Raw genomic sequence first — 22,680 nt, 5'->3', positions numbered from 1 at the left:
TCAACTATACCCCCCATGGGTATCTTCAAGAGGCTGTGGTTCTATCGCGTCGGCTCTCGACAAGGCGGCCTTCGCGCCTTTTATTTCCTGTCATGCACAAGAACCGAGAAGCCGCGCTCAAGCGCCTGAAACGCCTCGAGGGCCAAGTCCGCGGCATCAGCCACATGGTCGAGGACGACCGCTACAGCGTGGACATCCTGACGCAGATTGCGGCCGTGCCCGCGGCCCTCAAGGGGGTCGAGAAACTCCTGATCGACGATCACGCCGCCCACTGCATCGAGGAGGCCCTCGCCTCAGGAGACCGGGAGGATCAGCGGGCAAAGTTCACCGAGCTTCTCGGCCTGTTGGACAAGGCGCGCGGGTGATCACGCGACGGTGCAGCGCCAAGCCCGTGTTGGAGGTGGCCTGAATGTCGGTTTCCAATCGCGCGGCTTGGATGGCTCGCTGCTGCGGCGAAGGTCAGCTGTCCGCCCCTCCCGGGGCTGGGTCATCTGCCCAGGCTAGGTCCGCCCCTACCCCGCTCAAGCGGTTCTTCTGACAGTGCCCCTGCGGCACCTCGGACGCACATTGCGATGGGCAACAGCCCGCTATTGCAGAGTTCAGTTGATTCACCCGATCAGGGAAGAGACCTCGGTGTGCGGATAGGACAGTTGCTCCGCAACCGCTTCGTACGTCACGTGGCCCATCGCGACGTTGAGCCCCATCGCGAGGCAGGGGTCGTGAGCCAGGGCCCCTTTCCATCCCCTGTTGGCGATCGAGATCGCGTGCGGGAGCGTTGCGTTGTTCAGCGCGTAGGTCGAGGTTTTCGCGACAGCGCCCGGCATATTCGCGACGCAATAGTGGACCACGCCCTCGACGATGAATGTCGGGTCGTCGTGCGTCGTCGGCCGGGACGTCGCGAAGCAGCCGCCCTGATCAATGGCGACATCGACGACGACAGCGCCTGGCTTCATCTCCGCGATCAACTCCCGGGAGACCAGTTTCGGCGCGGCCGCGCCGGGGACGAGCACGGCCCCGACCACGAGGTCCGCGCGCTTCACCTCGTCTTCCAGGGTGGCGCCGGTCGAATAGATGACCTTCGCGGAATTTCCGAAATGCGTCTCGAGGCGTTCGAGGGCGACCGGGCTCCGGTCGAGGATGGTGACATCGGCATGCAGGCCGACGGCCATCTGTGCCGCGTTGAAGCCGACGACACCCCCGCCGATGACCACGACCTTCCCGGGGGCCACGCCGGGCACACCGCCCAGCAGAACGCCGAGGCCTCCATGCGACTTTTCGAGCGCGGCCGCGCCCGACTGGATCGACATGCGTCCAGCCACTTGGCTCATCGGCTTGAGCAGCGGTAGCCCGCCGCGATCATCCGTCACCGTCTCGTAGGCGATGCAGATGGCGCCCGAGTCCACCAGGTCCCTGGTCTGCTCGGGGTCCGGCGCCAAGTGAAGATAGGTGAAAAGGATCTGGCCTTCCCGGAGCTTTGCTCTTTCGACGGCCAGAGGTTCCTTGACCTTGATAACCATCTCAGCCCGTTCGAAGACCTCATCGGAATCCTCCGCGATCCGCGCTCCGGCGTCCGAATAGGCGCTGTCAGACGCACCGATGCCGGCGCCCGCCTGCGTTTCGATGAGAACGTCATGCCCGTGACCGACGAGCTCAGCGACGCTTTCCGGCGTCAGCCCAACCCGGTACTCGTGGTTCTTGATCTCTTTCGGAACGCCGATAAGCATCTGTCCTGCCCTTCTTTTTTGACCCGCCCTCGAGCGGACGGCCCGCAGCCCGACAGCAGCATGTGTTCCGGCGACGCTTCAAGGGGCTTCTTTCATGTTGGAGCCAATCACCGCATCTTTTGACGGAGGTCACTGATGCGAAACTGCGGCTCGGGATGGCGGAGCCGGCCACGCCATACCGCTGGAGCCGGCGGCCAATAGCCGAGCGATTGATGCGGGCGCGTCTTCGCAGAGCCTAGCTGCCAGCACTGAACAGCAACCTTCTATTCGGCGTGATGGCATCGCACCCGGGTCTCTCCGATGTGGCGCGTCTGCGGCACTTCGGTCCAGCATACCTCGGTCGCCATGGGACAGCGCGGGTGGTAGGGGCAGCCCGGCGGTGGATTGATCGCGTCCGGGATCTCGCCCTTCGGCGGCTCGACCTCGCGGCCGAAGGCATCCATTCGTGGGGCCGCATCGAACAGCATCTGTGTGTACGGATGCTTGGGCTCGGCGAACAGCCGGTCGCGCGGCGCCTCCTCAACCAATGCGCCGAGATAGAGAACGCCGATCCGGTCCGCCATGTGCTGCACCACCGTCAGATCGTGGCTGATGAACAGATAGGTGAGACCCAGTTCCTCGCGCAGGTCCGACATCAGGTTCAGCACCTGGCTTTGCACGCTTACATCGAGGGCGCTCGTCGGCTCGTCGCAGATGATGATCTTGGGATTCGATGCGAGCGCCCGGGCGATACAGATGCGCTGGCGTTGACCGCCGGAAAATTCGTGCGGGTACTTGTTTGCATCGGCCGCAGAGAGGCCCACTTGCTCCAACAGCCGTTCGGACAGGCCCTCGGTGCTCTCGCCCCGGACGGCCACAGGTTCTGCGATAATCCGGCGTACCTTCCAGCGCGGATTAAGCGATGCGAACGGATCCTGGAAGATCATCTGCAATTCGCGCCGGACCTCCGAGACCCGTGCGGGTGCAGCGGAAACGGTATCGACCCCATCGATCTCGACTGTACCCCCGCTCGCGCGAACGAGGCCTGCGACGATGCGGCCAATCGTCGACTTGCCAGAGCCACTCTCCCCGACGAGCGCATAGACGCTGCCCGCAGGGATCTCGAGGCTCACGTCTGACACGGCCCGCAACGTCTCGCGCGGCAAGCGCTCGATCACTCGGTTCAGCCATGGCTTGGAGACGTCGAAATCGCGAGTAAGGCGCTCCAGCCGGATCAGCGCGGTCATGCGGGCACCTCCTCGTCTGCGACCACGGGGAACCAGCAGGCCGCACGGCCATCACAGGTCTGCAACATCGGTTCCGGTGCCTGCCGACAGCGTGCTTCCGCCCGCTCACAGCGAGGATGAAAGGGACAGCCGTCTGGCACGGCGTCGAGCCGAGGCATGGCGCCCGGGATTTGTCGTAGTCGGCGGTGGCCGCCCGATGCACTTGGTGTCGAGGCCATGAGCCCCGCGGTGTAGGGGTGGCGGGCATTGCCCACGACTTCGCGGACAGGGCCGAGTTCGGCGAGCCGACCGGCGTACATTACGGCAACTCGATCCGCGGCCTCGGCGATGACGCCCATATCGTGGGTGACCAGCATCACCGCGACGCCTCGCTCGCGGCAAAGCCGTTTGAGCAGTGCGATGATCTGGGCCTGAACGCTCACGTCGAGCGCGGTGGTCGGCTCGTCCGCGACAATCAGTTCCGGCTCGGCACAGAGAGCAAGCGCGATCACGACACGCTGCCGCATGCCTCCCGAGAACTCGTGCGGGTAGCTCCCGATCCGCTGGCGCGCGGCCGGGATGCCGACCTCTTCCAGCGCGGCGATGGCCCGCTTCCGTGCCTCGGCGGCGGAGACCGGCAAGTGCTCGAGAATCGTTTCGGTCAGCTGGTCGCCTACGGTCAGGAGTGGGTTGAGGGAGGTCAGCGGGTCTTGGAAGATCATCCCCATCCGGCGACCCCGCAGGCGCCTCAGCGCCTCACCGTTCAGCCCGTGGATCGGTTCCCCGGTCAGCAGGATCTCCCCGGCGGTGATGCGCGCGGGCCGATCAAGCAGGCCGATCACCGCATTGCCGGTCATCGACTTGCCGGCACCGCTTTCACCGACGACGCCGAGGATCTCGCCCGCCGCGATGTCGTAGCTGACGCGGTCGACGGGCCGCAGGACGCCGCGGCGGGTCGGGATCTCGACCACGAGATCGCGGACGGACAGAACGGGTCCGGTCATCTCCTCCTCCTCACCGCAACCGCGGATTGAGCGCATCGCGCAGCCAATCGCCCAACAGGTTGATCGCGAGCGCCAGGGCGAGCAAAGTCGCGGCGGGAAACAGCAGAATCCACCACTCGCCCGAGAACATGAAACCCTGCCCGATCCGGATCAGCGTGCCGAGACTGGGCCGGGTCGGAGGCGCGCCGACACCGAGGAACGACAGCGTCGCCTCGGCGATGATGGCGAGCGCGAGAGAGATCGTCGCGATCACAAGCACGGGATTGAGCACGTTCGGCAGGATGTGCCGGATCATGATGGCGAAGGGTCTCTGCCCGACGAGCCTGGCGGCGAGGACATAGTCCCGGCTTCTCTCTACCAGGGTCGCACCGCGCACCACCCGGGCGAACTGGACCCAGTCGCTGAGGCCAATGGCTAAGATTAGCACCCAGATTGCCATCTGGTCGCGGTACTCGGGCGGCGTGATGCCTTTCGCGATGCCGAAGATCAGCATGGCGACAAGGATGGCCGGGAAGGTTAGCTGGATGTCCGCGATCCGCATGATGAAACTGTCGACCCAGCCGCCGACGTAGCCGGCCAGCAGCCCAAACACGACGCCGATGACCATGGCCAGCAAAACTGCCGAGAAGCCGACGAAGAGCGAGATCCGCATCCCGTAGAGGATCGTCGAGAAGACATCCCTCCCTTGGTCGTCGGTCCCGAGGAAGAAGGTCTCGCCGGTTAAGGCGTTCGGCTGCCCCGGCGGCGTGAAGCCATTCATCAAATTCAGGGAGGCCGGGTCGAAAGGATCGTAGGGCGCGACGAGTGGCGCGAACACCGCGGAAAGCACAAGGATCAGCACGACCGCTGCCGAGACCACCGCCACCGGCGTCCGGCGGAAGGAGTAGGCCAGGTCGCTGTCCCAGGCCCTGGCAAAACGCCCCGGCGTGCGCCGGGTTTGGAGTTCGACTTGATGGTCCGACATCAATGTCCTCCCGACCGGCCGTCGACCCGGAGCCTGGGATCGATGGCGAAATAGAGAAGATCGACGACGAGATTGATCGCAACGAACATCACCGAGATCATCATGAGGTAGGCGGCCATGACGGGAATATCGACGAACTGGATCGCGTTGATGAAGAGCAGTCCCACACCGGGCCACTGGAACACCGTCTCGGTGATAATGGCGAAGGCGATGATGGAGCCGAGCTGGAGGCCGGTGATCGTGATGACGGGGACCAGGGTGTTCTTGAGCGCGTGACGGAAGTTGATCGCGCGCTCGCGCAGTCCGCGGGCCCGGGCAAAGCGGATGTAGTCCATGCGAAGCACCTCCAACATCTCGGTTCGTACGAGCCGCATGATCAGCGTCATCTGGTACAGACCCAGCGTGATCGCGGGCAGGACCAGCGCCTTCAGGCCGCTCACCGTCAGGAAACCCGTCGTCCACCAGCCAAGATCGGTGACTTCGCCCCGCCCGAAGGATGGCAGCCAGCCAAGCTGAACTGCGAATACGTAGATGAGTAGAATGCCGATGAGGAAAGTCGGTAGCGAGACCCCGACCAGCGACAGGGTCATGATGACATTCGCGCCGACCCCGCGCCTTCGGATCGCCGTGAAGATGCCCAGCCCGATGCCCCCGGCGAGGGCCATGAGCCCCGAGACCGCCGCAAGCTCCAAGGTCGCGGGCAGACGTTCGGAGAGAATGTCGCTGACGGGCCGCCCCTGTCGGTAGCTCAGGCCGAAATTGCCCTGAACGGCCTGGCCCAGGAACTTGGCGTATTGCACCACGAAGGGCTGATCGAGGCCGAGCTGCTCGCGGAGGCGGTCGACGTCCGCCTGGGTGCGCTCCTGGCCCAGCATGTTCTCGACCGGGTCACCGACATAACTGAACATGGAGAAAGCCACGAACCCCGTGATCAGGAGTACGAGCACCGACTGCGCGACGCGGCGGATGATGTAGGCGAGCATTGGCGGAGCCTGTCCCGGCTGGATGTATCGTCAGGATGCGGGGGTCCGGACAGCGGGACGTGCCCGCTGCCCGGTTTCCGTTCGCCGGACGAGGTCAGTCGGCGGTGAAGTACTTCACCTTGACCTGGTCGTCGGGGTCCACCGCTGCGCCGACATCGGAGTCCATCGCCCAGTTCAGAACCTGGTGATGGATCGGCAGGTAGACGGTGTCGGCCTTGGCCATGTCCCACATTTCGGCGATCATCTCGTCACGCGCTTCGAGATCCACCTCGGCGGCAATCGCCTTGGTCATCTCGTCCAGCTCGGGGTTGGAATACCGCGTGCCGTTCCAGGTGCCATAGAGGTCGCCCTTGGTGTGGTAGAGGAAGTTGAAGATGTACTCCGAGTCGTAGCTCGGCACGCCCCACCCCAGCATGTAAAAGTCGGACTCGAGGCCATTGACCAGGGGGAAGTGCTGGGCTTTGGGCTGAGCGTTGAGGTTCACCGTAACGCCGATCTGCGCAAGCATGCCCACCGTCGCCTGGCAAATCGCCTCATCGTTGATGTAGCGATCGTTCGGGCAGTCGAGCTGAATCGAGAACCCGTCGCCCCAGCCGGCCTCCTCCATGAGCGCCTTGGCCGCCTCGATGTCCGTCGAAACGCTGTTGAGCTCCTCGTTCCAGCCATTGACGAAGGGAGGCATGATAACCCCCGCCGGGATCGACTGGCCGCGCATCACGACGTCGCGGATCGCGTCGCGGTTCAGCGCCATGTTCATCGCCTCGCGGACCTGACCGTCCGCCAGAGGGTTGCCCGCGTCAGGCGTGCCGTTGACGAGTTCGTCGCTGACGTTGAGGCCGTAGAAGATGACCCTGTTCTGCGGCGATGAGACGATCTTGAGCGAAGGGTCGGCTTCGATCCGCTCGAGGTCCTGCACCGGCACGTCCTGGATGAAATCGACCTCGCCCGAGAACAGGGCGGCGGTACGGGTCGAGGGATTCTGGATCGGCGTGTACACGATGTCGGAGTAGCCGATCGGGAAGTCCGCGGCGCCCCAGTAGTCCTCGAAGGCGGTCATCTCGGTACGGACGTCCGGTTCGCGGCTGACCAGCATGTAGGGACCGGTGCCGTTTACGTTCTGGGAGGCGAATGTCTCTTCGCCGCCTTCCACGTCCTGTACGTCGACCGTGTCATTGGCTTCGGCCCAGTCCTTGTCGATCATCAGGATGTTAGGCAGCGCGGCGGGCAGCAGAGGGTTCGGCCCGTTGGTGGTGATCTCGACCTCGTAGTCGCTCAGCGCTTCAACCGATGCGACCGAGGAAATCAGGCCCTTCATGTCGGAATTCTCGGAAAGCGCCCGCTCGAACGAGAAGACCACGTCCTCGGCGGTGAACTCGGCGCCATCATGGAACGTCACCCCTTCGCGCAGGGAGAAGGTCCAGACTTCCGGGTTGTCGGGGTCCACGGACCAATCGGTCGCGAGGGCGGCTTCGAGTTCCCCGTCCGGATTGCGCAGGACGAGCGGCTCCATCATCTGGTGCATCAGCGCAAGTGTCGGGCCTTCGTTCTGCGCGTGAGGGTCGAGCGTGAGCGCATCGCCTGCGCGAGCCCAGCGCAGGGTCTCGGCCTGGGCCGCCCCCATCAGCAACGACATGGCCGTCGCAGCAAGAAGTGTCTGTTTCGTCATTCTTCTCTCCCTGAAAGAAACATGGTCCTTTGCGGACCGCTGGCCCTAGGCACCCGCGCCCGAGACCCTCACCTCGCGCGGCAGCGAGGACAGGACCTCGACGCCATCCGCACGCAGGATCACGATGTCCTCCAACCGGATCCCGAAACGGCCGGGTATGTAGATCCCCGGTTCAATCGAGAAGACCATGCCCTCCTCCAGCACGGTCTGGGACGAGGAGGTGAGATAAGGTGGTTCGTGGACTTCGAGCCCGAGGCCATGACCGGTGCGATGAACGAAATAATCGCCGTATCCGGCATCCGAGATGACGGTTCGGGCCGCGTCGTCTATTTCGTGCGCCCGTGCACCCGGTTTCGCGGCCGCAGCTGCAGCCTGCCATGCCCGTTCGACCACGTCGTGAACGTCTTGGTAGCCCTCGGGCAACCGGCCGACGGCTGCCATGCGGGTCATGTCGCTGGGGTAGCCTTTGAATTTTGCGCCGAGGTCGAAGACGATGGCGTCCCCGTCCTCCAGCACCCTTTCACCGGTCGCATGGTGCGGGTAGGCCCCGTTGGGCCCGCTGGCGCAAAGGGTGAAGGCGACGGCCGCGCCCTCGGCGGCGAAGGCATCACGCATGGCCTGCGCAACTTCGAGTTCGGTGAGGCCGGGACGGATCGCGGCGAAGCCAGCCTCCATTGCCCTGTCTGCCACGGCAGCGCTCGCCTTGAGAGCCGCGAGCTCCGCGTCGTCCTTGATCTGTCGGAGTTCCCCCACGAGGCGGTCGGCGAACTCGGGTTCCGCACCGTCGAAGGTACCGATGAGCGGCAGAGAAAAATCGGTGCGCATGGTCTCGTCCAGAACCAGCCGCGTTACCGTACCCACCTGCTGGGCAAGTTCGCGGAGCGCACCCTCCGGGCCGTCCTCGTCGCGCCAGGTGATGAGCGGCAGCCCCGCGTTCGCGCCCGCCTGCTCGGCATTGACCGAGGGGACGACGAAATGGGCGCTGTCCCGGCCGATCGCCAGTAGGGTGAGCCGCTCGTCAGGATGCGGATGCCAGTCGAGCACCCAATGCATATGGGCTCCGGGCCCGAGTGCGACGAGCTGAACCTGGTGTTCGGCCATGGCACTCCGGATCGCGGCGATCTTGTCATCCATACGGCTCATGCGGTCTCCTCAGGCTGCGCGCGGGCGAGCATCCGGCGTCAGGGGGCTCTCGTAGGGTGTCTTTCCGGTCCGGGCTGCGAAATCGGCACGGGCCTCCTCCAACACGGCGGGAGTCGTCAGGAGCTCTGCTGCCGCACCGGCCAGTGCCTTGGAGACCTGGACCATCGCCTTGTGCGCGGCGGGTGTCTTGCCCTGCGCGGTGATCTGCCAGGTATGCCCGGGCGTGCCGATGGCATAGGTGGCACCACCGAGTTGCGCGAAGGGCACCGTCCAGCTGATGTCGCCGAGATCCGTCGAGCCGAGCATCGGGACCCCGCGCGTCTCGTAGGGAACCACGAAATCGCAGATCGGCGTCTCCTTCGGCTCGACACCGGAGGCGAGGTAGGCCGCTTCGATATCGGCATCGGTCAGGGTGCCCTGCATCCGGCGGGCGTAGTCGCGGTCTGCCTCGTCGAACTGCGCGGGCCCTGCCGACTCCATATGCCTTTGCAGCAGCTTGTAGAGCGGCGGGTTGTCCAGCATCTCGGACATGGCCGAGATGAAATCGACCTCGACGGTCGTGTCGGTCATCATGGCGGCGCCCTTGGCGACGTTGGTGACCCGCTCCACTAGCGACTGCATGTCCTTGCGCTTCAACGAGCGTACGGAATAGCGCACCGTCGCCCGCTCCTGGACGACGTTGGGCGCGATGCCGCCCGGATCGGTGACGGCGTAGTGCATCCGGCTGTCCTGGGGGACGTGCTCCCGCAGGTAATTCACGCCGACGTTCATCAACTCGACCGCGTCCAGCGCGCTTCGGCCGAGATGCGGTGAGACGGCGGCGTGAGAGGTTCGGCCTTTGAAGTGGAAGTCGACCATTGCAACGGCGAGCGTCAGCGGCGGGATGATCCCGTTGAAGCTCATCGGGTGCCAGGAGAGGGCTGCATCGACGTCGTCGAATACCCCATCGCGCACCATGAAGGTCTTTGCCGCGCCACCTTCCTCTGCCGGGCAGCCGTAGTAGCGGACCCGTCCCGGGAGGCCCTCGGCCGCAAGCCAGTCCTTGACCGCCGTGGCCGCCAGGAGCGCCCCGGCGCCGAGGAGGTTGTGCCCGCAGCCGTGTCCGCTTCCGCCCACCTCGACCGGCGAGGGGTAGTCAACACCGGCCTGCTGGCTGAGACCGGGCAGTGCATCGTATTCACCGAGTATTGCGATGACGGGGCCACCTTCGCCTGCCTCGCCCATCACAGCCGTCTCGATCCCCGCCACGCCTACCTCGGTGCGGAAGCCCTCGGCCTCTAGCATCTCGCGATGGGCTTCGGCAGAGCGATGCTCGCGGTAGAGCAACTCCGGAGTCTCCCAAACGCGGTCGGCCAGCGCGCTGAACCCGGCCCTTTTCGCCTCGACATAGGACCAGAGGGCGTTCTCATTGCTCATGATGGCAGTGACCTCCCATTAAAAATTTTTACTCCGCACAGAAGTTCGCCTATCGCCCTTGCTGTCAACCCTCTGCGCAAGTGACGCGGGATCCGGCAGTAGCTGCACCTACGTCACCTGACGAGTGAAGCCTTGGCCTTCTGGCGGTTGATGTTTGGTTCACGGGTCGGAAGCGAGTGATCTGGCTTCCAAATGGCTTCGGAGTACCCATCGGTCGCACAGGCGGAGCAAGCAGTTTAAATGACTTCTGTTGCATCATGCGAACATTTGTTCACATTTTTCTGCGTGCGACAAGAAAATTTCGGCATTGCGAAACTTGCTGCCGGCAACCATCGGATGTGCCGGCACGCTCGCCTGACTCGCGCCGCGAAGCTTTCGCCCGGGCCCACTAGCGTGGTCGCTAGATATACCAGAAGCCCAATGGTTCTGCCGATCTTCTTTCCGCAACGGGTGACTGGCGATTCCGCCATTCTTTCCGCTCTCGGCATCACACCGAGCCGGAAGACGGCCGTCTACGCGCACATTGTCGTGCCGGCGGGGGCTCGCGATGTAGCAGAGGCGTCAGTCCAGTTCCGCTTCCGCCTCGATCTCCACCTCGTAGCCACCAATCAGCTCTTTGACCACGATCAACGTATTCGCGGGCCGGATGCCGCCAAAATAGCGGGCGTGGACCTCGGAAACCGCCTGCCAGTCGCTTTCGTGGGTCAAGTAGACTCGGGTCCGCAGAACGTCCTCGAGGGTGCCGCCGAGCGACGTGAGCGCTCCGGTGATCTTGTCGAGGATGTAGACGGCCTGCCCAGCAGCATCTCCGGCGCAGACTCGTTCGCCGAGCGGATCGGTCGCGGTGGTGCCACTGACAGTAATGCGCTTTCCCTTTCGCATGGCCCGGGCGAACCCGGCCTTCTCCTCCCATACGGAACCGCTCTCGGCGCGCATGCGGCCCTTACGCGTTTCGGTCGTCTTCATCACGGGCGGCAAGGCTCCAAGGTGATGCGAGAGATCGCCAGAGGCCGTCAGGAAGGGCGGCTTTCGGTACTCATCGCCGCAGTCACCCGGGATCGGGTCCAGCTTGGCGGTCGCGGCGGCGATTGTCTGTCGGTCGGCGTCGTCCAGTTCGATGGAGAGCATCATGCGATTGTCGTCCCGGTGAGCGCTCTCCCCCAGACGGGCGCCGACGATGACCCCTGCGGTCGCCCCCTGCTCCAGAACCCAGCGGCTGGCCACGTTCGAGACCGAGACGCCGTGCTTGCGTCCGATTTCCTCCAGCGCGGACATGAGGCCCTGGAAACGATCCCAACCGCCCGCGGCCTCTATGAAGCGTATGTACTTCATGCGGCTCCAGTCATCGATCTTCTCCGGAGCCGCCTGCCCCACCCAGCGGTCCGCGAGGAAGCCACCGCAGAGCGTCCCGAAGCCGAGAAGACCGACGCCGTGCTCCCGGGCGACCTGAGTCAATGCGCCTGCAGCTCGGCGATCCACGACCGAGAAGCAGACCTGGTTGGTCGCAATGTCGATCCCCTGTTTCAGCACCATGCGCAGGTGTGGGGCATCGAAGTTCGTCAGGCCGATGTGGCCGATCAGACCTTCCTGCCGAAGCTTCATCAGTTCCGTTAGCGCATCGAGGTACTCGGGCGACTGGTACTGCCACCAGTGGAACTGCATCACGTCGATCCTGTCGGTCGCGAGCCGCTCCAGAGCGGTCTCGACGCCCTTGCGGACGGTTCCGGGATCCATCGGCCCCGGCTCGGGGCACCATTTGGTCAGGATCGTCGGCCGCGGACCGCCCTCGGAGGCGAGGATCTTCGCGGCCTTGCCGGCGACAATCTCGGCGCTGCCGTAGTGATCGGCCATGTCGAAGGTAGTGAAGCCCTCCCGCGCATAGTCCGCGAGCGCATCGGCAGCCTGATCGAGGTCGAAAGGCTTTCCGTCCCTCTCTTGGTCCGCCATCTGCCAGAGCCCTGTCACGATGCGCGAGAGGTTGAGCCCCGAGGGCAACGTGATCCGGTCAATGGCGTCTGTCATGAATTCTTTCGCACATGTGTTCGTCTGTCGACATACCGCCGGAACTCTGTGGCAGCCGTTCGGGAAGGTCAATGCGACGAAGACCGGCCTCGCCCGACCCGCCCTGATATGCTCGGACCTGCATCTTGGGCATCCTCGACAGAGAAAATCGTTGACCGGGTAGGAGCGTCTGGCCAAAACTCATTGCGGACATTTGTCCGCAGAACGAACATTTTGAGTCTCAACCCGAAAGTAATCCCGACAGGAGAGAAACATGAAAGACTGGTTCATCGCGGGCGTTGCCGCCCTTGGCGTGACATTGACGGGGGCCGCCACAGAGGCGAAGCCGCTGGACGAAATCCTGACCGACGGCGTCATCCGCATCGGCATCAACCCCAACTTCCCGAACATGAGCACGCGGAACGACGCCGGCGAGTGGGAAGGCTTCGATATCGAGATCGGAACGATGATCGCCGAACAACTCGGCGTGGACGTCGAGTGGGTTCCGACCGAAACGGCGCAGCGTGTTCCCTTCCTCGTGTCCGACAGGATCGACGTCTCTATGGGCGCGCTGACCCGCAACTCCGAGCGCGCCAAGCTGATCGACTATACGGTGCCGCTTCATACCGAGGTGCTCGCCGTGCTCGCCACCGACGAGATCGAGGGCGAAAGCTGGGAGGACTTCAACGTCGAAGGCGTCACGCTTGCCAACATGCGGGGCAACTGGACGGTTGGCTGGATCGAAGAGAACATGCCGAACGTCGAACTCGAGCTCGTCGACAGCATCGCCGACACCGTGCGGCTCGTAGCCCAGGACCGGGCCGACGCCATCGTCGAGAACATCGACTTCTTCATGGGCTTCACCGAGAACCATCCCGACGTGAACTGGCGGGTGGTGTCCGAGCCCATCTTCGTCGCCTACTGCGCTCTCGGCGTGGCCCAGGGCAACGACAACCTCGTCGAGGTCCTGAACATCATCCTCTACGACCTCCACAATTCGGGAACCGTCTCGTCCGTCTGGGAAGAGAACTACGGCGCTCCGATGCTGCGCGAGGTCACGGCCAGCCCCTGGTTCTGAACCGCACCGGACCAATCCGCGGGCGCGGCGCCACGCCGCGCCCACATTATTCCTGACTTCAGAATGACGGCATGAATTACAGCTTCCAGTTCAACGTCGTCTGGCGAAACTTCGATGCACTGCTCGAAGGTGCCTGGCTGACCCTACAACTCGGTGTCTTCGCGTTCAGCGCCGGCTGCCTGATCGGGCTGGTGGGTGCCGCCTGCCTGAGCTTCGCCCCGCGACCGGTGCGCTGGCTCGTGATGGGCTTCGTGGTGTTCATCACCAACACGCCTGCCCTGATCCAAATATATTTTCTGTATTTCGGACTGCCGGAGTTCGGCATTCGCTGGTCCAACGAGGCCTGTGTGCTGATCGGCTTGACGCTGAATGCCGGAGCCTACCTGACGATGATCCTCCGCGCCGGGTTCCTGTCGGTCCGCTCGACGGAGATGGAAGCGGGCGAGACCATGGGCATGTCCCTGCCCCAACGCATCCGATACATCGTCGTCCCGCACATAGCCAAGTCGATCTACCCGGCGCTGGCGAACTTCTTCATCGTCATTCTGGTCATGGGGACCTCCGTCGGCGCGGTCATCGGTGTCGACGAGTTGACGGGTCAGGCAATCAACCTCTCGACGGTCAACTACCGTTGGCTCGAGTACTTCACGATCGTGGCGCTGATGTACGTCGTGCTGACCTTCATTGCCTCCATCGGGCTGGCCCTGCTCGGCCGCTGGGCCTTCCGGGTCAAGGCGAGGATTTTCTGATGGACCGCATCATCAGCCAGCTTCCCGAGTTCTTCACCTGGAACAACATGGTCCTTCTGGGCGAAAGCGCGGCCATGACGCTTTCTATGACGCTTCTGGGATGCCTGATCGGCTTCGGGCTGGCCTTGGTGCTCGTCTACCTGCGAACGACGCCGGGGCTCTGGGCCCTGCCGATCCGGGTGCTCTGCATCACGTATGTCGAGGTCTTTCGCAGGATCCCGTTCCTCGTGGTGATCTACCTTGTGCTCTTCTTCATCCAGACCGTTTCGACGGATGTCTCGCTATTCACGATCGCCGTCATCTCGATCTGCATCTACGCCATCGCATACACCGCCGACATCATCCGCGGCGGGATCGAGAGCGTGCCGCACACCCAGATCGAGGCGGCGCAGACGATGAACCTCAGCCGGTTCCAGACCATGCGGATGTGCGTTCTGCCGCAGGCTATGCCGGTCATCATTCCGCCTGCCATCGCCTTCGCCGTCAGCTTCATCAAGGACACCGCGCTGGTCAGCCAGATCGGCGTCTTCGAACTGACTTTTCGCGGCAAGGAACTGAACAACCAGGGGTACTCAGGCGTGCTGGTCTTCGGGACCATCGCCATGTGTTACTTCCTGATGTCCTTCCCGCTCAGCCTGCTCGGCCAGCACCTGGAGAAACGACTTGCCACACCTCGCGGTCAACGACATTCACGCTAAATACGGCAAGCTGGAGGTCCTGCACGGCATCGACTTCGACGTGGACCGTGGCGAGGTCGTCTCGCTCGTAGGCCCCTCGGGATCGGGCAAGTCGACCGTACTGAGGGCACTCGTCGGCCTGACACCCGTTACCTCGGGGAGTATCGAGGTCGACGGCACGCGGATCGATTATTCAGCCCCCCGCGCCGTCAGGGCTGCGCGTGACCGGATGGCGATCGTTTTTCAGCAGTACAACCTGTTCCAGAACATGAATGTCCTGCGCAACGTGACCCTTGCGCCAACCAAGGTCAAAGGCCGCAATCGCAAGGAGGTCGAGGCCGAGGGGATGGAGCTGCTGAAGCTTGTCGGAATGGATCACAAGGCCAAAGCCTTTCCCGACGAACTCTCCGGCGGGCAGCAGCAGCGCGTCGCGATCGCGCGGGCGCTGGCCCTCAGGCCCGAGATCCTGCTCCTCGACGAGGTCACATCTGCCCTCGACCCCGAGCTTGTGAACGAAGTGCTGGACGCCATCCGGCGGCTGGCTTCCGAAGGCATGACCATGCTGATCGTCAGCCACGAGATGTCCTTCGTCCGAGAGGTCTCGTCCAAGGTGGTCTTCATGGACAACGGGCAGGTCGTCGAAGCCGGCGATCCCTCCGCCATTTTCGACGGGCCGAAGAGCGACCGGGCCCGCGATTTCTTCGGCAAGGTCCTGCGCGGATGAGCGACGAGGTCAGCGCCTACCAATGGCCCGAAGCCCGCTGGCGCGAGAGAGTGGGCAAGGTCAGGGCGGGCCGGAGGCTCTGCCCGCCTTGGCCGGGCGGCGCCCGCGCCGCACTGGCCCTGTCCTTCGACTGCGATCACGAGACTTTCGAACTGGGAACGGGGCGCAGCGCAATCGGGAGGCTCGCCTGGGGCGAGTACGGGCGCCGCGCAGGCGTGCCGCGCATCCTGCGCACGCTCGCCCGGCACGACGCGAAGGCGACCTTCTTCACTCCCGCCGTCTCCGCCCTTATCGACCCCGAGGAACCACGGCGGATCGTGGCAGAGGGCCACGAGATCGGCGTTCACGGCTGGATCCACGAAGCAAACGGGACGCTGTCCCCCGATGACGAGGAGGAGGCATTGGCACGGGCCCGTGACGCACTGGAAGAGATCACCGGCCAACGCCCGGTCGGCCACCGCGCGGCTCATTGGGACCTCTCGGACGACACGATCCGGCTGGTGGCCGAGGCCGGGTTTCTCTACGACTCCAGCATGATGGCCGACGACGACCCCTACGAGCCGATCGTGGACGGCAATCCTACCGGACTGGTCGAACTGCCAGTGGACTGGAACCGGGACGATGCCGTCTACCTGCTCTACAATCGGATCCCGCCGACGCGACCGACGCTGACGCCCGACCAGGTCGCCGATATTTTCCTGTCCGAACTGGACGGCGCGCGGGACGAAGGCGGTCTCTGCCAAATCGTCATGCACCCCTTCGTCAGCGGCTACCGCTCGCGCATCGGCCTCCTAGATCGCCTTCTTGCCCACGCCCGCAGTTGCGGTGACGTCTGGATCGCGACGCATGCCGAGATCGCCCAGCATTGTGCTCAGGAGCTGACATGACCGATTTCGAGGCCCGGCTCGAGGCTGCCACCACGCCTGAAGACGCGTGGCGCGCGCTACAGGATCTCGCACAGGAAACAGTGGGGGCGAAGCTCTTTACCATCATGACCGTGGACATGGAGGCGATGCTGGCGCGGCGCGCTTACAGCTCGGATCCTGAGAACTATCCGGCCGCAGGGACCAAGGAGATCACCCGAAACCGGTGGTTCGACCAGGTTCATGGGCGTGGCGAGACCTTCGTTGCCAACACCCTGGACGACATCGATGCCGTCTTTCCGGACGCGGAGTTGATTGGCCGGCTCGGTTGCGGATCGGTGATCAACCTGCCGATCACAGAGGGCCGAACGCTCGTGGGTACGATGAACATCCTGCACGAGGCGGGCTATTACACACCGGCTCGCGTCACCCTGACGGAGCGGGACCTCTCGGGCCCGGCGCTCAGGGCCTACGATAGGGCGAGATCACTTGGGCCGCTGCTCTGAACCGGCGCCACGGTCGCCGAACAGGTCGATCGTCCCGGTCCAGAGAACTTCTGCCGTTTCGACGTAGGGATTCGACCAGCCATGGGAGCGGTGCGAGTCGTAGTGAGCACTGTCCCCGGGTCCGAGTTCCATGCACTGTCCGTCGAGCGTGAAGTCGATCCGGCCAGACAGAACGTAGATCGTCTCCTCGCCAATATGGCCCGTCGTATCCGAGGTGTAGCCTTGGTCGATGGTCAGCTTGAAGCAGGACAGCTCCGCGCCGGGAAAGACCGCCCCCAGCCGTTCATAGCGCACGCCCGAGGACCCGAGCAGGAACTGCGGACGCTCTCCGCTGCGGGTGATGCAGTCTGCGGGTTGCGGCTTTCCGACGAAGGCGTCGACGCCCACCCCGAGCGCCGCGGCGATGCGGGCCAGCGTGGTGAGCGTCGGAGTGGCCTTGTCCCGCTCGATCAGGCTCAAGTAGCCGACGGAGATCCCGGCCTCCTTCGAGACTTCCTGAAGCGTCAGGTCCAGCTTCTGACGGCGCGTCCGGATCATGTTTCCGATCCAGGCGTCATCGATGCTGCTTGCGTCCACTGGGCATCCTCCTCGCATGCCGATAGCAGACAACGTACGGCAAGTTCACGTAAATTCGACTTATACTGCATGGCGAACCCGGTCCCCCGCCCCCAGGCTCGCAGCGAATAGCTCCCGCGCGTAGGGTTCGTCGAAGGCACCCGCGCGCAATTTGTCCACCCCCGCCTCTTCTACCAATTGGCCCTTGTGCAGCACGCCGAGCCGGTCGCAGAGAAAGCTGACCACCGGTAGCGCATGGGTGACGAAAACGTATGTAAGCCCCCGTTCTTCCCGCAAACGGACGAGCAGGTTCAGGATCTCGGCCTGCACGCTGACGTCGAGCGCGCTCGTCGGCTCGTCCAACAAGAGGAGCTTGGGGTCCAGCATCAGCGCCCGCGCGATGGCGACCCGCTGTCGCTGCCCGCCCGACAACTGGTGCGGGAAACGGAAGCGGTAGCGTGGGTTGAGACCGACACTGCGCATCATCTCGACCACCCGGTGGTCGCGGTCACCGATGTTGTGGATCTTCAATGGTTCCGACAGCGTGGCGTCGACCGTTCGCCGCGGGTGGAGGGACCCGTAGGGATCCTGAAAGACCATCTGGCAGTGCCGGGCAAAATCCGCCTGGGCCATACTGCTGCGCGGGGTGCCGTCGATCTCGATCTCGCCTCGCCAGTCCGAGACCATGCCGACCGCCGCCCGCAGGATCGTCGACTTGCCGGAGCCGCTCTCGCCGACCAGCGCGTAGCTTTCGCCCTGCTCGACACTGATCGAGACGTCTTGGACAACGTCGGTCCGCCCATAGCGGACGTACAGATTGCGGATGCCGAGTGCTGGCGTCACGTTCCCACCCCCGCTCCGCGGTCCATGACGGGAAGCACCTTCCGCGTCTCATCGATCCGCGGCACCGACTCGAGGAGCGCGCGCGTGTAGGGATGCTGCGCACGGTGCAATCCGCCAGCCTCGAGTTCTTCGACCACCTCGCCCTGGTTCATCACGAGGACCCGGTCGCAGTAGCGGGCCACGAGGTCCAGGTCGTGACTGATGAGGATCAGGCCCATGCCGTACTCGGCGATCATCTCTTCGATAAGGTCGAGCACCTGCGCCTGAACGCTGACATCGAGGGCGCTCGTCGGCTCGTCTGCGATGAGGATGTCGGGTTTCGGAATCAGCATCATCGCGATCATCACCCGCTGCCCCATCCCGCCAGAGACCTCGTGAGGGTAGAGCTTCATGACCCGCTCGGGGTCGTGGATGCGGACCTTGTCCAGCATGTCCATGACCCTCTCGCGCACCTCCCGGCGCGGGATGCGTTCGTGCACCTTCAGCGCCTCGGCTATCTGGTCCCCGACGGTCATCACCGGGTTCAGCGAGTAGCGCGGATCCTGCATGACCATCGAGATCCGCGCGCCACGGACCTGGCGCATCTCGCGTTCGCTCATTGCCAACAGGTCGGCTCCGTCAAAGCGAAGGCGATCGACGCTGACCTTGGCGGGCGGGCGAAGCAGACGCAGGATCGACCGGCCGGTCAGGGATTTGCCGGAGCCGCTCTCGCCCACGATCCCGAGCCTTTCCCGGCCCAGGTCGAAGGAGACTCCGCTGACCACTTCGACCGGGCCGCGCGGCCCCGGGAAGCTGACGCGCAGGTTCTTCAGTTCCAGCAGCGGCGGCATCAGCGGCCATCCCTTTGCTTGGGGTCGAGCACATCGCGGAGTCCGTCACCCAGGAAACAGAAGCCGAGGCTGACAATGATGATCGCGAAGCCCGGCATGGTTGCCACCCACCACTGGTCGAGGATGAAGGACCGACCGCGCGAGATCATGGCACCCCATTCCGGAAGCGGAGGCTGCGCGCCCAACCCGAGGAACCCGAGGCCCGCAGCGGTCAGGATGATCCCGGCCATGTCGAGCGTGACGCGGATGATCGTGGAGGAAAGGCAGAGCGGAACGACGTGCACCGCGATCACCCGCAGGTGCGACGCGCCCTGCAGCCGGACCGCCGCTATGAACTCCGCATTGCGGAATGTCAGCGTCTCGGCCCGGGCGATGCGGGCATAGGCGGGCCAGGCGGTGACCGCGATGGCGATGATCGCGTTCTGCAGCCCGGCGCCCAGCGCGGCGACGAATGCCAGCGCCATGATCAGCTTCGGCAGAGACAGGAAGACGTCGGTCAATGCCATCAGCGTCCTGTCCACCCAGCCGCCGAAATAGCCCGCGACCGCTCCGATGATCAGACCCAGCGGAGCGGAGATGAGGGCAACCATGACCACGATCAGCAGCGTGATCCGCGCGCCGTAGAGGATCCGACTGTAGATGTCGCGACCGAGCTCGTCGGTCCCCAGCCAGTATTCGGAAGAGGGCGGCAGCAGCCTCGCTCCGAGATTCTGCCCCACCGGCGAATATGGCGCGAGCCAAGGTGCGAAGATCGACACGAAGACGAGGGCGCCGATGATGACCGCTCCCAGCACGGCCAGCGGGTTGCGGCCGAAGGCTCGGGTGATGGCCCATGCCTGTCCTGCGGAAGCCTGGAAGCGCGAAGCCGGTGCGTCGTCGGTGAGCCAGTCGTGCATGGTCATCAGCGGCTCCTTGGGTCGAAGACCCGGTATAGCAGGTCCGACAGCCTGTTGATGACGATGAAGACCGTGCCGATCAGGATCGTCGCGCCGAGTACGGCGGCCATGTCGGCCCTGAGGAGTGCCGTGGTGAGGTAATTTCCGATCCCCGGCCAGCTAAAGACGATCTCGACCATTACCGATCCCTCGAGCAGCACGGCGTAGCTGAGGCCAATAACCGTCACGAGCTGCACCCGGATAGGGTAGAAGGCATGTTTCCAGATCACCGCCCTCTCGCTCACGCCCTTGACCCGCGCCGTCGTCACGAACTCCTGCGACAGCTGGTCCAGCATGAAGCTGCGCGTCATGCGCGCGATGTAGGCAAGGCTGAAGAATCCGAGGATCGAGGCCGGCAGGACCAGGTGCGATATCGCATTGCCCAAGATCGCCCAGTCGCCCGCGATGATCGCGTCCACTGTCAGAAGGCCGGTCACCGGGGGGACGAGTCCATCGTAGAAGATGTCGATCCGGCCCGGCCCCGCGACCCATCCGAGGCCTGCGTAAAATACAGCGAGTCCGACGAGGCCCATCCAGAAGGCAGGCACGGAGTAGCCAAGCAGCCCCAGCACCCGGATCAGCTGGTCGAGCCAGCTGCCTGCCCGGGCCGCAGCGATCACGCCCATGGGCACGCCGAGGAGGACGCCGATCAGGATTCCAGCGGTGGCCATCTCCACCGTCGCCGGGAAGAAACGGGCCAGGTCCTCGATCACCGGTCTGCCCGTCGTGAGGGAGGTGCCGAAATCACCTGACAGGACATCCCGTACATAGATCAGGAACTGCACAGCCAAAGGCCGGTCGAGACCGAGCGCCTGCCGTGTCGCCTCGTAGACTTCCTGGCTGGCTCGATCACCGACCACCGCGACGACAGGGTCGATCGGAACCACGCGCCCGATGAAAAAGGTGATCGCCAACAGGCCGAGAAAGGTCAGGGCCGTCACCGCCACGAATCGACCGATGCCCAGCGCCAGGTCCTGGGCACGGTGTCGAATCTCCGGGGCTGTTTCGGACGAACTCGTCGTCAAACCGGTCGTCTCCTCTCCACGGGGAGTGATATTGTGCGCATTACGAACAAACGTTCTTTTCATGTAAACATCATTCTGCTTACAGTAAAAATGTTTTACGATGTCCGGTGGCATCCGGTCACGTCAAAACGACAGTCGCGAGTTGAACGCGGCGGACTCGATCAACAGGAGGTCGACATATGAACACCCCCAAAAAACTCGTCGCAGCGGCGGTGGCGGCCATCGCGCTGCTCGGCGCTCCGGCGCAGGCGGAGACGCCGCCGAACGTGCTAGTCGTTGCGCAGAACATCGACGACATCGTCGCGCTCGATCCGGCGCAGGCCTACGAGTTCACGTCCAGTGAGTACATGGCCAACGTCTACGACCGGCTCGTCCAGTACGATGCTGAAGACACGACCGAGCTCGTCGGTGGCCTGGCCGAAAGCTGGGAGATCGACGAAGAGAACCGGACCATCACCTTCACACTGCGTGACGGCGTGAACTTCCACTCCGGCAACCCGGTTACGCCGGCCGACGTCATCTACAGCTTCAAGCGCGTCGTGGCGCTCGAGCAGAACCCGGCCTTCATCCTCACCCAGCTGGGCTGGAACGCGGACAATATCGAGGAAATGGTTACGGGCGAGGGCAACACCGTCACGCTTCGGTACGACGGGGACTTCTCCCCGGCCTTCGTGATGAACGTGCTCGCCACCCGTCCCGCGTCGATCGTGGACAGCCAGGTGGTCATGGAGAACGAGACCGACGGCGACATGGGAAACGCCTGGCTGAACACCAACAGCGCCGGCTCCGGCGCCTTCAGCCTGCAGGACTACCGCCCGTCCGAGATGCTGCGGCTTGCTGCCAACCCTGATTACTACAAGGAAGGCCCCAAGCTCGACCAAGTCATCATCCGCCACGTCGCCGAAGCCGCGACACAGCAGCTTCTGCTCGAGCAGGGCGATGTCGATATCGCCCGCAACATGACGCCGGAACAGATCGCAGCCCTGCCTGACGAGGGCTTCGACGTGGTCGTTTCCCCGCAGGCGGCGATCCACTTCATCTCATTCAACCAGAAGGTCCCCGAGCTCCAGAACCCGGCGGTCTGGGAAGCATCGCGCTACCTGATCGACTACGAAGGTCTGACCAGCACGCTGCTCGACGGGCAGATGGAAGTGCACCAGGCCTTCTGGCCCAAGGGCTTCCCTGGCGCTCTCGAGGAGACGCCCTTCACCTATGATCCGGAGCGGGCCCGCCAGATACTCGAAGAAGGCGGTGTCGAACTTCCGATCAACGTTGAAATGGACGTCTTCAACTTTGCGCCCTTCACCGACGTCGCTCAGTCGATTCAGGCCAGCTTCGCCGAAGTAGGGATCAACTTCGATATCGTCCCGGGCACCACGGCCGCGATCATCACGAAGTATCGCGCCCGCGACCACGAGGCGATCATGTTGTACTGGGGTCCCGACTTCAACGACCCTCACTCCAACGCCAAGGCCTTTGCCTACAACAGCGACAACTCCGATGAGGGCTATGCCTCCACCACCACTTGGCGGAACGCATGGGCCGTGCCGGAAGAGCTGAACGAGCGGACCATCGCGGCGCTGAACGAAAGCGACCCCGAGGTGCGCCAGGATATGTATCTCGAGCTGCAGAGAGACGTTCAGGCCGAGGCTCCGTTCGTGATCTGGGCCCAGGCGACACTTCAGGTCGGCATGGCCGAGAACGTCGAAGGCTACGTGCAGGGCGCGACCGCCGACCTCGTCTTCTACCGCCTGGTCGAGAAGAACTGATCCCGGTGGGAGCTGCCGGG

At 64.1% G+C, this 22,680-nt stretch carries 22 protein-coding genes; 8 read left to right on the top strand and 14 right to left on the bottom strand.

Features of this window, described 5'->3' with window-relative positions:
- The first annotated feature begins 92 nt into the window (after positions 1-92).
- Entirely contained in the window at positions 93-365 is a 273-nt protein-coding gene (locus F3S47_RS06165; protein WP_150444379.1) for a metal-sensitive transcriptional regulator, read from the top strand.
- A 243-nt stretch (positions 366-608) separates the two neighbouring features.
- On the opposite strand, the gene ald is transcribed toward F3S47_RS06165, so the two are convergent.
- The 9 genes from ald to F3S47_RS06120 form a co-directional block, all read right to left on the bottom strand.
- A complete protein-coding gene (gene ald, locus F3S47_RS06160) occupies positions 609-1,724 on the bottom strand; it encodes an alanine dehydrogenase (protein WP_150444378.1) in 1,116 nt (371 codons plus the stop codon).
- A 263-nt stretch (positions 1,725-1,987) separates the two neighbouring features.
- Positions 1,988-2,950 (bottom strand): ABC transporter ATP-binding protein, encoded by a 963-nt coding sequence (locus tag F3S47_RS06155; RefSeq protein WP_150444377.1) that lies wholly within the window; start codon positions 2,948-2,950, stop codon positions 1,988-1,990.
- Complete coding sequence (locus F3S47_RS06150; RefSeq protein WP_150444376.1) at positions 2,947-3,933, bottom strand: ABC transporter ATP-binding protein; 987 nt, start codon at positions 3,931-3,933, stop codon at positions 2,947-2,949. Before F3S47_RS06150 ends, F3S47_RS06155 begins: the two co-directional genes overlap by 4 nt.
- 10 nt (positions 3,934-3,943) lie before the next feature.
- Entirely contained in the window at positions 3,944-4,897 is a 954-nt protein-coding gene (locus F3S47_RS06145; protein ID WP_150444375.1) for an ABC transporter permease, read from the bottom strand.
- Positions 4,897-5,880, bottom strand: coding sequence for an ABC transporter permease (locus tag F3S47_RS06140; protein WP_150444374.1), 984 nt, complete (start codon positions 5,878-5,880; stop codon positions 4,897-4,899). The genes F3S47_RS06145 and F3S47_RS06140 overlap by 1 nt, the downstream gene beginning before the upstream one ends.
- A gap of 94 nt (positions 5,881-5,974) precedes the next feature.
- Positions 5,975-7,546 (bottom strand): ABC transporter substrate-binding protein, encoded by a 1,572-nt coding sequence (locus tag F3S47_RS06135; RefSeq protein WP_150444373.1) that lies wholly within the window; start codon positions 7,544-7,546, stop codon positions 5,975-5,977.
- A 45-nt stretch (positions 7,547-7,591) separates the two neighbouring features.
- A complete protein-coding gene (locus F3S47_RS06130) occupies positions 7,592-8,689 on the bottom strand; it encodes a M24 family metallopeptidase (protein ID WP_223877740.1) in 1,098 nt (365 codons plus the stop codon).
- Between the two features lie 9 nt (positions 8,690-8,698).
- On the bottom strand, positions 8,699-10,105 hold the full coding sequence (locus F3S47_RS06125; RefSeq protein WP_150444372.1) for a M20 family metallopeptidase: 1,407 nt from the start codon (positions 10,103-10,105) through the stop codon (positions 8,699-8,701).
- Between the two features lie 561 nt (positions 10,106-10,666).
- Positions 10,667-12,127, bottom strand: a complete 1,461-nt coding sequence (locus tag F3S47_RS06120) for an aldo/keto reductase (protein WP_150444371.1) — start codon at positions 12,125-12,127, stop codon at positions 10,667-10,669.
- A gap of 253 nt (positions 12,128-12,380) precedes the next feature.
- On the opposite strand from F3S47_RS06120, the gene F3S47_RS06115 reads away from it, so the two are divergent.
- The 6 genes from F3S47_RS06115 to F3S47_RS06090 all read left to right on the top strand — a co-directional run bounded on the left by F3S47_RS06115 (position 12,381) and on the right by F3S47_RS06090 (position 16,703).
- Positions 12,381-13,184, top strand: coding sequence for a transporter substrate-binding domain-containing protein (locus F3S47_RS06115; RefSeq protein ID WP_150444370.1), 804 nt, complete (start codon positions 12,381-12,383; stop codon positions 13,182-13,184).
- Positions 13,185-13,255: 71 nt separating this feature from the next.
- Positions 13,256-13,933: an amino acid ABC transporter permease gene (locus F3S47_RS06110; protein WP_150444369.1), complete on the top strand. Its 678-nt coding sequence runs from the start codon at positions 13,256-13,258 to the stop codon at positions 13,931-13,933.
- Positions 13,933-14,631 carry an amino acid ABC transporter permease gene (locus F3S47_RS06105; protein ID WP_223877739.1) on the top strand — a complete coding sequence of 233 codons (699 nt, stop codon included), beginning with the start codon at positions 13,933-13,935 and terminating at the stop codon, positions 14,629-14,631. Before F3S47_RS06110 ends, F3S47_RS06105 begins: the two co-directional genes overlap by 1 nt.
- Positions 14,597-15,334: an amino acid ABC transporter ATP-binding protein gene (locus F3S47_RS06100; RefSeq protein WP_150444368.1), complete on the top strand. Its 738-nt coding sequence runs from the start codon at positions 14,597-14,599 to the stop codon at positions 15,332-15,334. Before F3S47_RS06105 ends, F3S47_RS06100 begins: the two co-directional genes overlap by 35 nt.
- A complete protein-coding gene (locus F3S47_RS06095) occupies positions 15,331-16,221 on the top strand; it encodes a polysaccharide deacetylase family protein (RefSeq protein ID WP_150444367.1) in 891 nt (296 codons plus the stop codon). Before F3S47_RS06100 ends, F3S47_RS06095 begins: the two co-directional genes overlap by 4 nt.
- Entirely contained in the window at positions 16,218-16,703 is a 486-nt protein-coding gene (locus F3S47_RS06090) for a GAF domain-containing protein (protein ID WP_150444366.1), read from the top strand. Before F3S47_RS06095 ends, F3S47_RS06090 begins: the two co-directional genes overlap by 4 nt.
- Here F3S47_RS06090 and F3S47_RS06085 read toward each other — a convergent pair.
- The 5 genes from F3S47_RS06085 to F3S47_RS06065 are packed head-to-tail and all read right to left on the bottom strand — an operon-like array spanning position 16,683 to position 20,825.
- A complete protein-coding gene (locus F3S47_RS06085) occupies positions 16,683-17,279 on the bottom strand; it encodes a helix-turn-helix domain-containing protein (RefSeq protein ID WP_223877738.1) in 597 nt (198 codons plus the stop codon). The two genes, F3S47_RS06090 and F3S47_RS06085, sit on opposite strands and share 21 nt — an antisense overlap.
- 60 nt (positions 17,280-17,339) lie before the next feature.
- Positions 17,340-18,101, bottom strand: coding sequence for an ABC transporter ATP-binding protein (locus tag F3S47_RS06080; protein ID WP_150444364.1), 762 nt, complete (start codon positions 18,099-18,101; stop codon positions 17,340-17,342).
- A complete protein-coding gene (locus F3S47_RS06075) occupies positions 18,098-18,931 on the bottom strand; it encodes an ABC transporter ATP-binding protein (RefSeq protein ID WP_191090099.1) in 834 nt (277 codons plus the stop codon). Before F3S47_RS06075 ends, F3S47_RS06080 begins: the two co-directional genes overlap by 4 nt.
- Positions 18,931-19,833: an ABC transporter permease gene (locus tag F3S47_RS06070; protein ID WP_191090098.1), complete on the bottom strand. Its 903-nt coding sequence runs from the start codon at positions 19,831-19,833 to the stop codon at positions 18,931-18,933. The genes F3S47_RS06075 and F3S47_RS06070 overlap by 1 nt, the downstream gene beginning before the upstream one ends.
- On the bottom strand, positions 19,833-20,825 hold the full coding sequence (locus F3S47_RS06065) for an ABC transporter permease (protein ID WP_223877776.1): 993 nt from the start codon (positions 20,823-20,825) through the stop codon (positions 19,833-19,835). Before F3S47_RS06065 ends, F3S47_RS06070 begins: the two co-directional genes overlap by 1 nt.
- Before the next feature lie 245 nt (positions 20,826-21,070).
- Between F3S47_RS06065 and F3S47_RS06060 the strand changes: the two genes are divergently transcribed.
- Positions 21,071-22,660 (top strand): ABC transporter substrate-binding protein, encoded by a 1,590-nt coding sequence (locus F3S47_RS06060; protein WP_150444360.1) that lies wholly within the window; start codon positions 21,071-21,073, stop codon positions 22,658-22,660.
- Positions 22,661-22,680: the final 20 nt, after the last annotated feature.

The organism is Histidinibacterium aquaticum (genome assembly GCF_008710275.1).
GTDB lineage: Bacteria > Pseudomonadota > Alphaproteobacteria > Rhodobacterales > Rhodobacteraceae > Oceanicola > Oceanicola aquaticus.
This window is presented reverse-complemented; position numbering and strand designations above follow the sequence as displayed.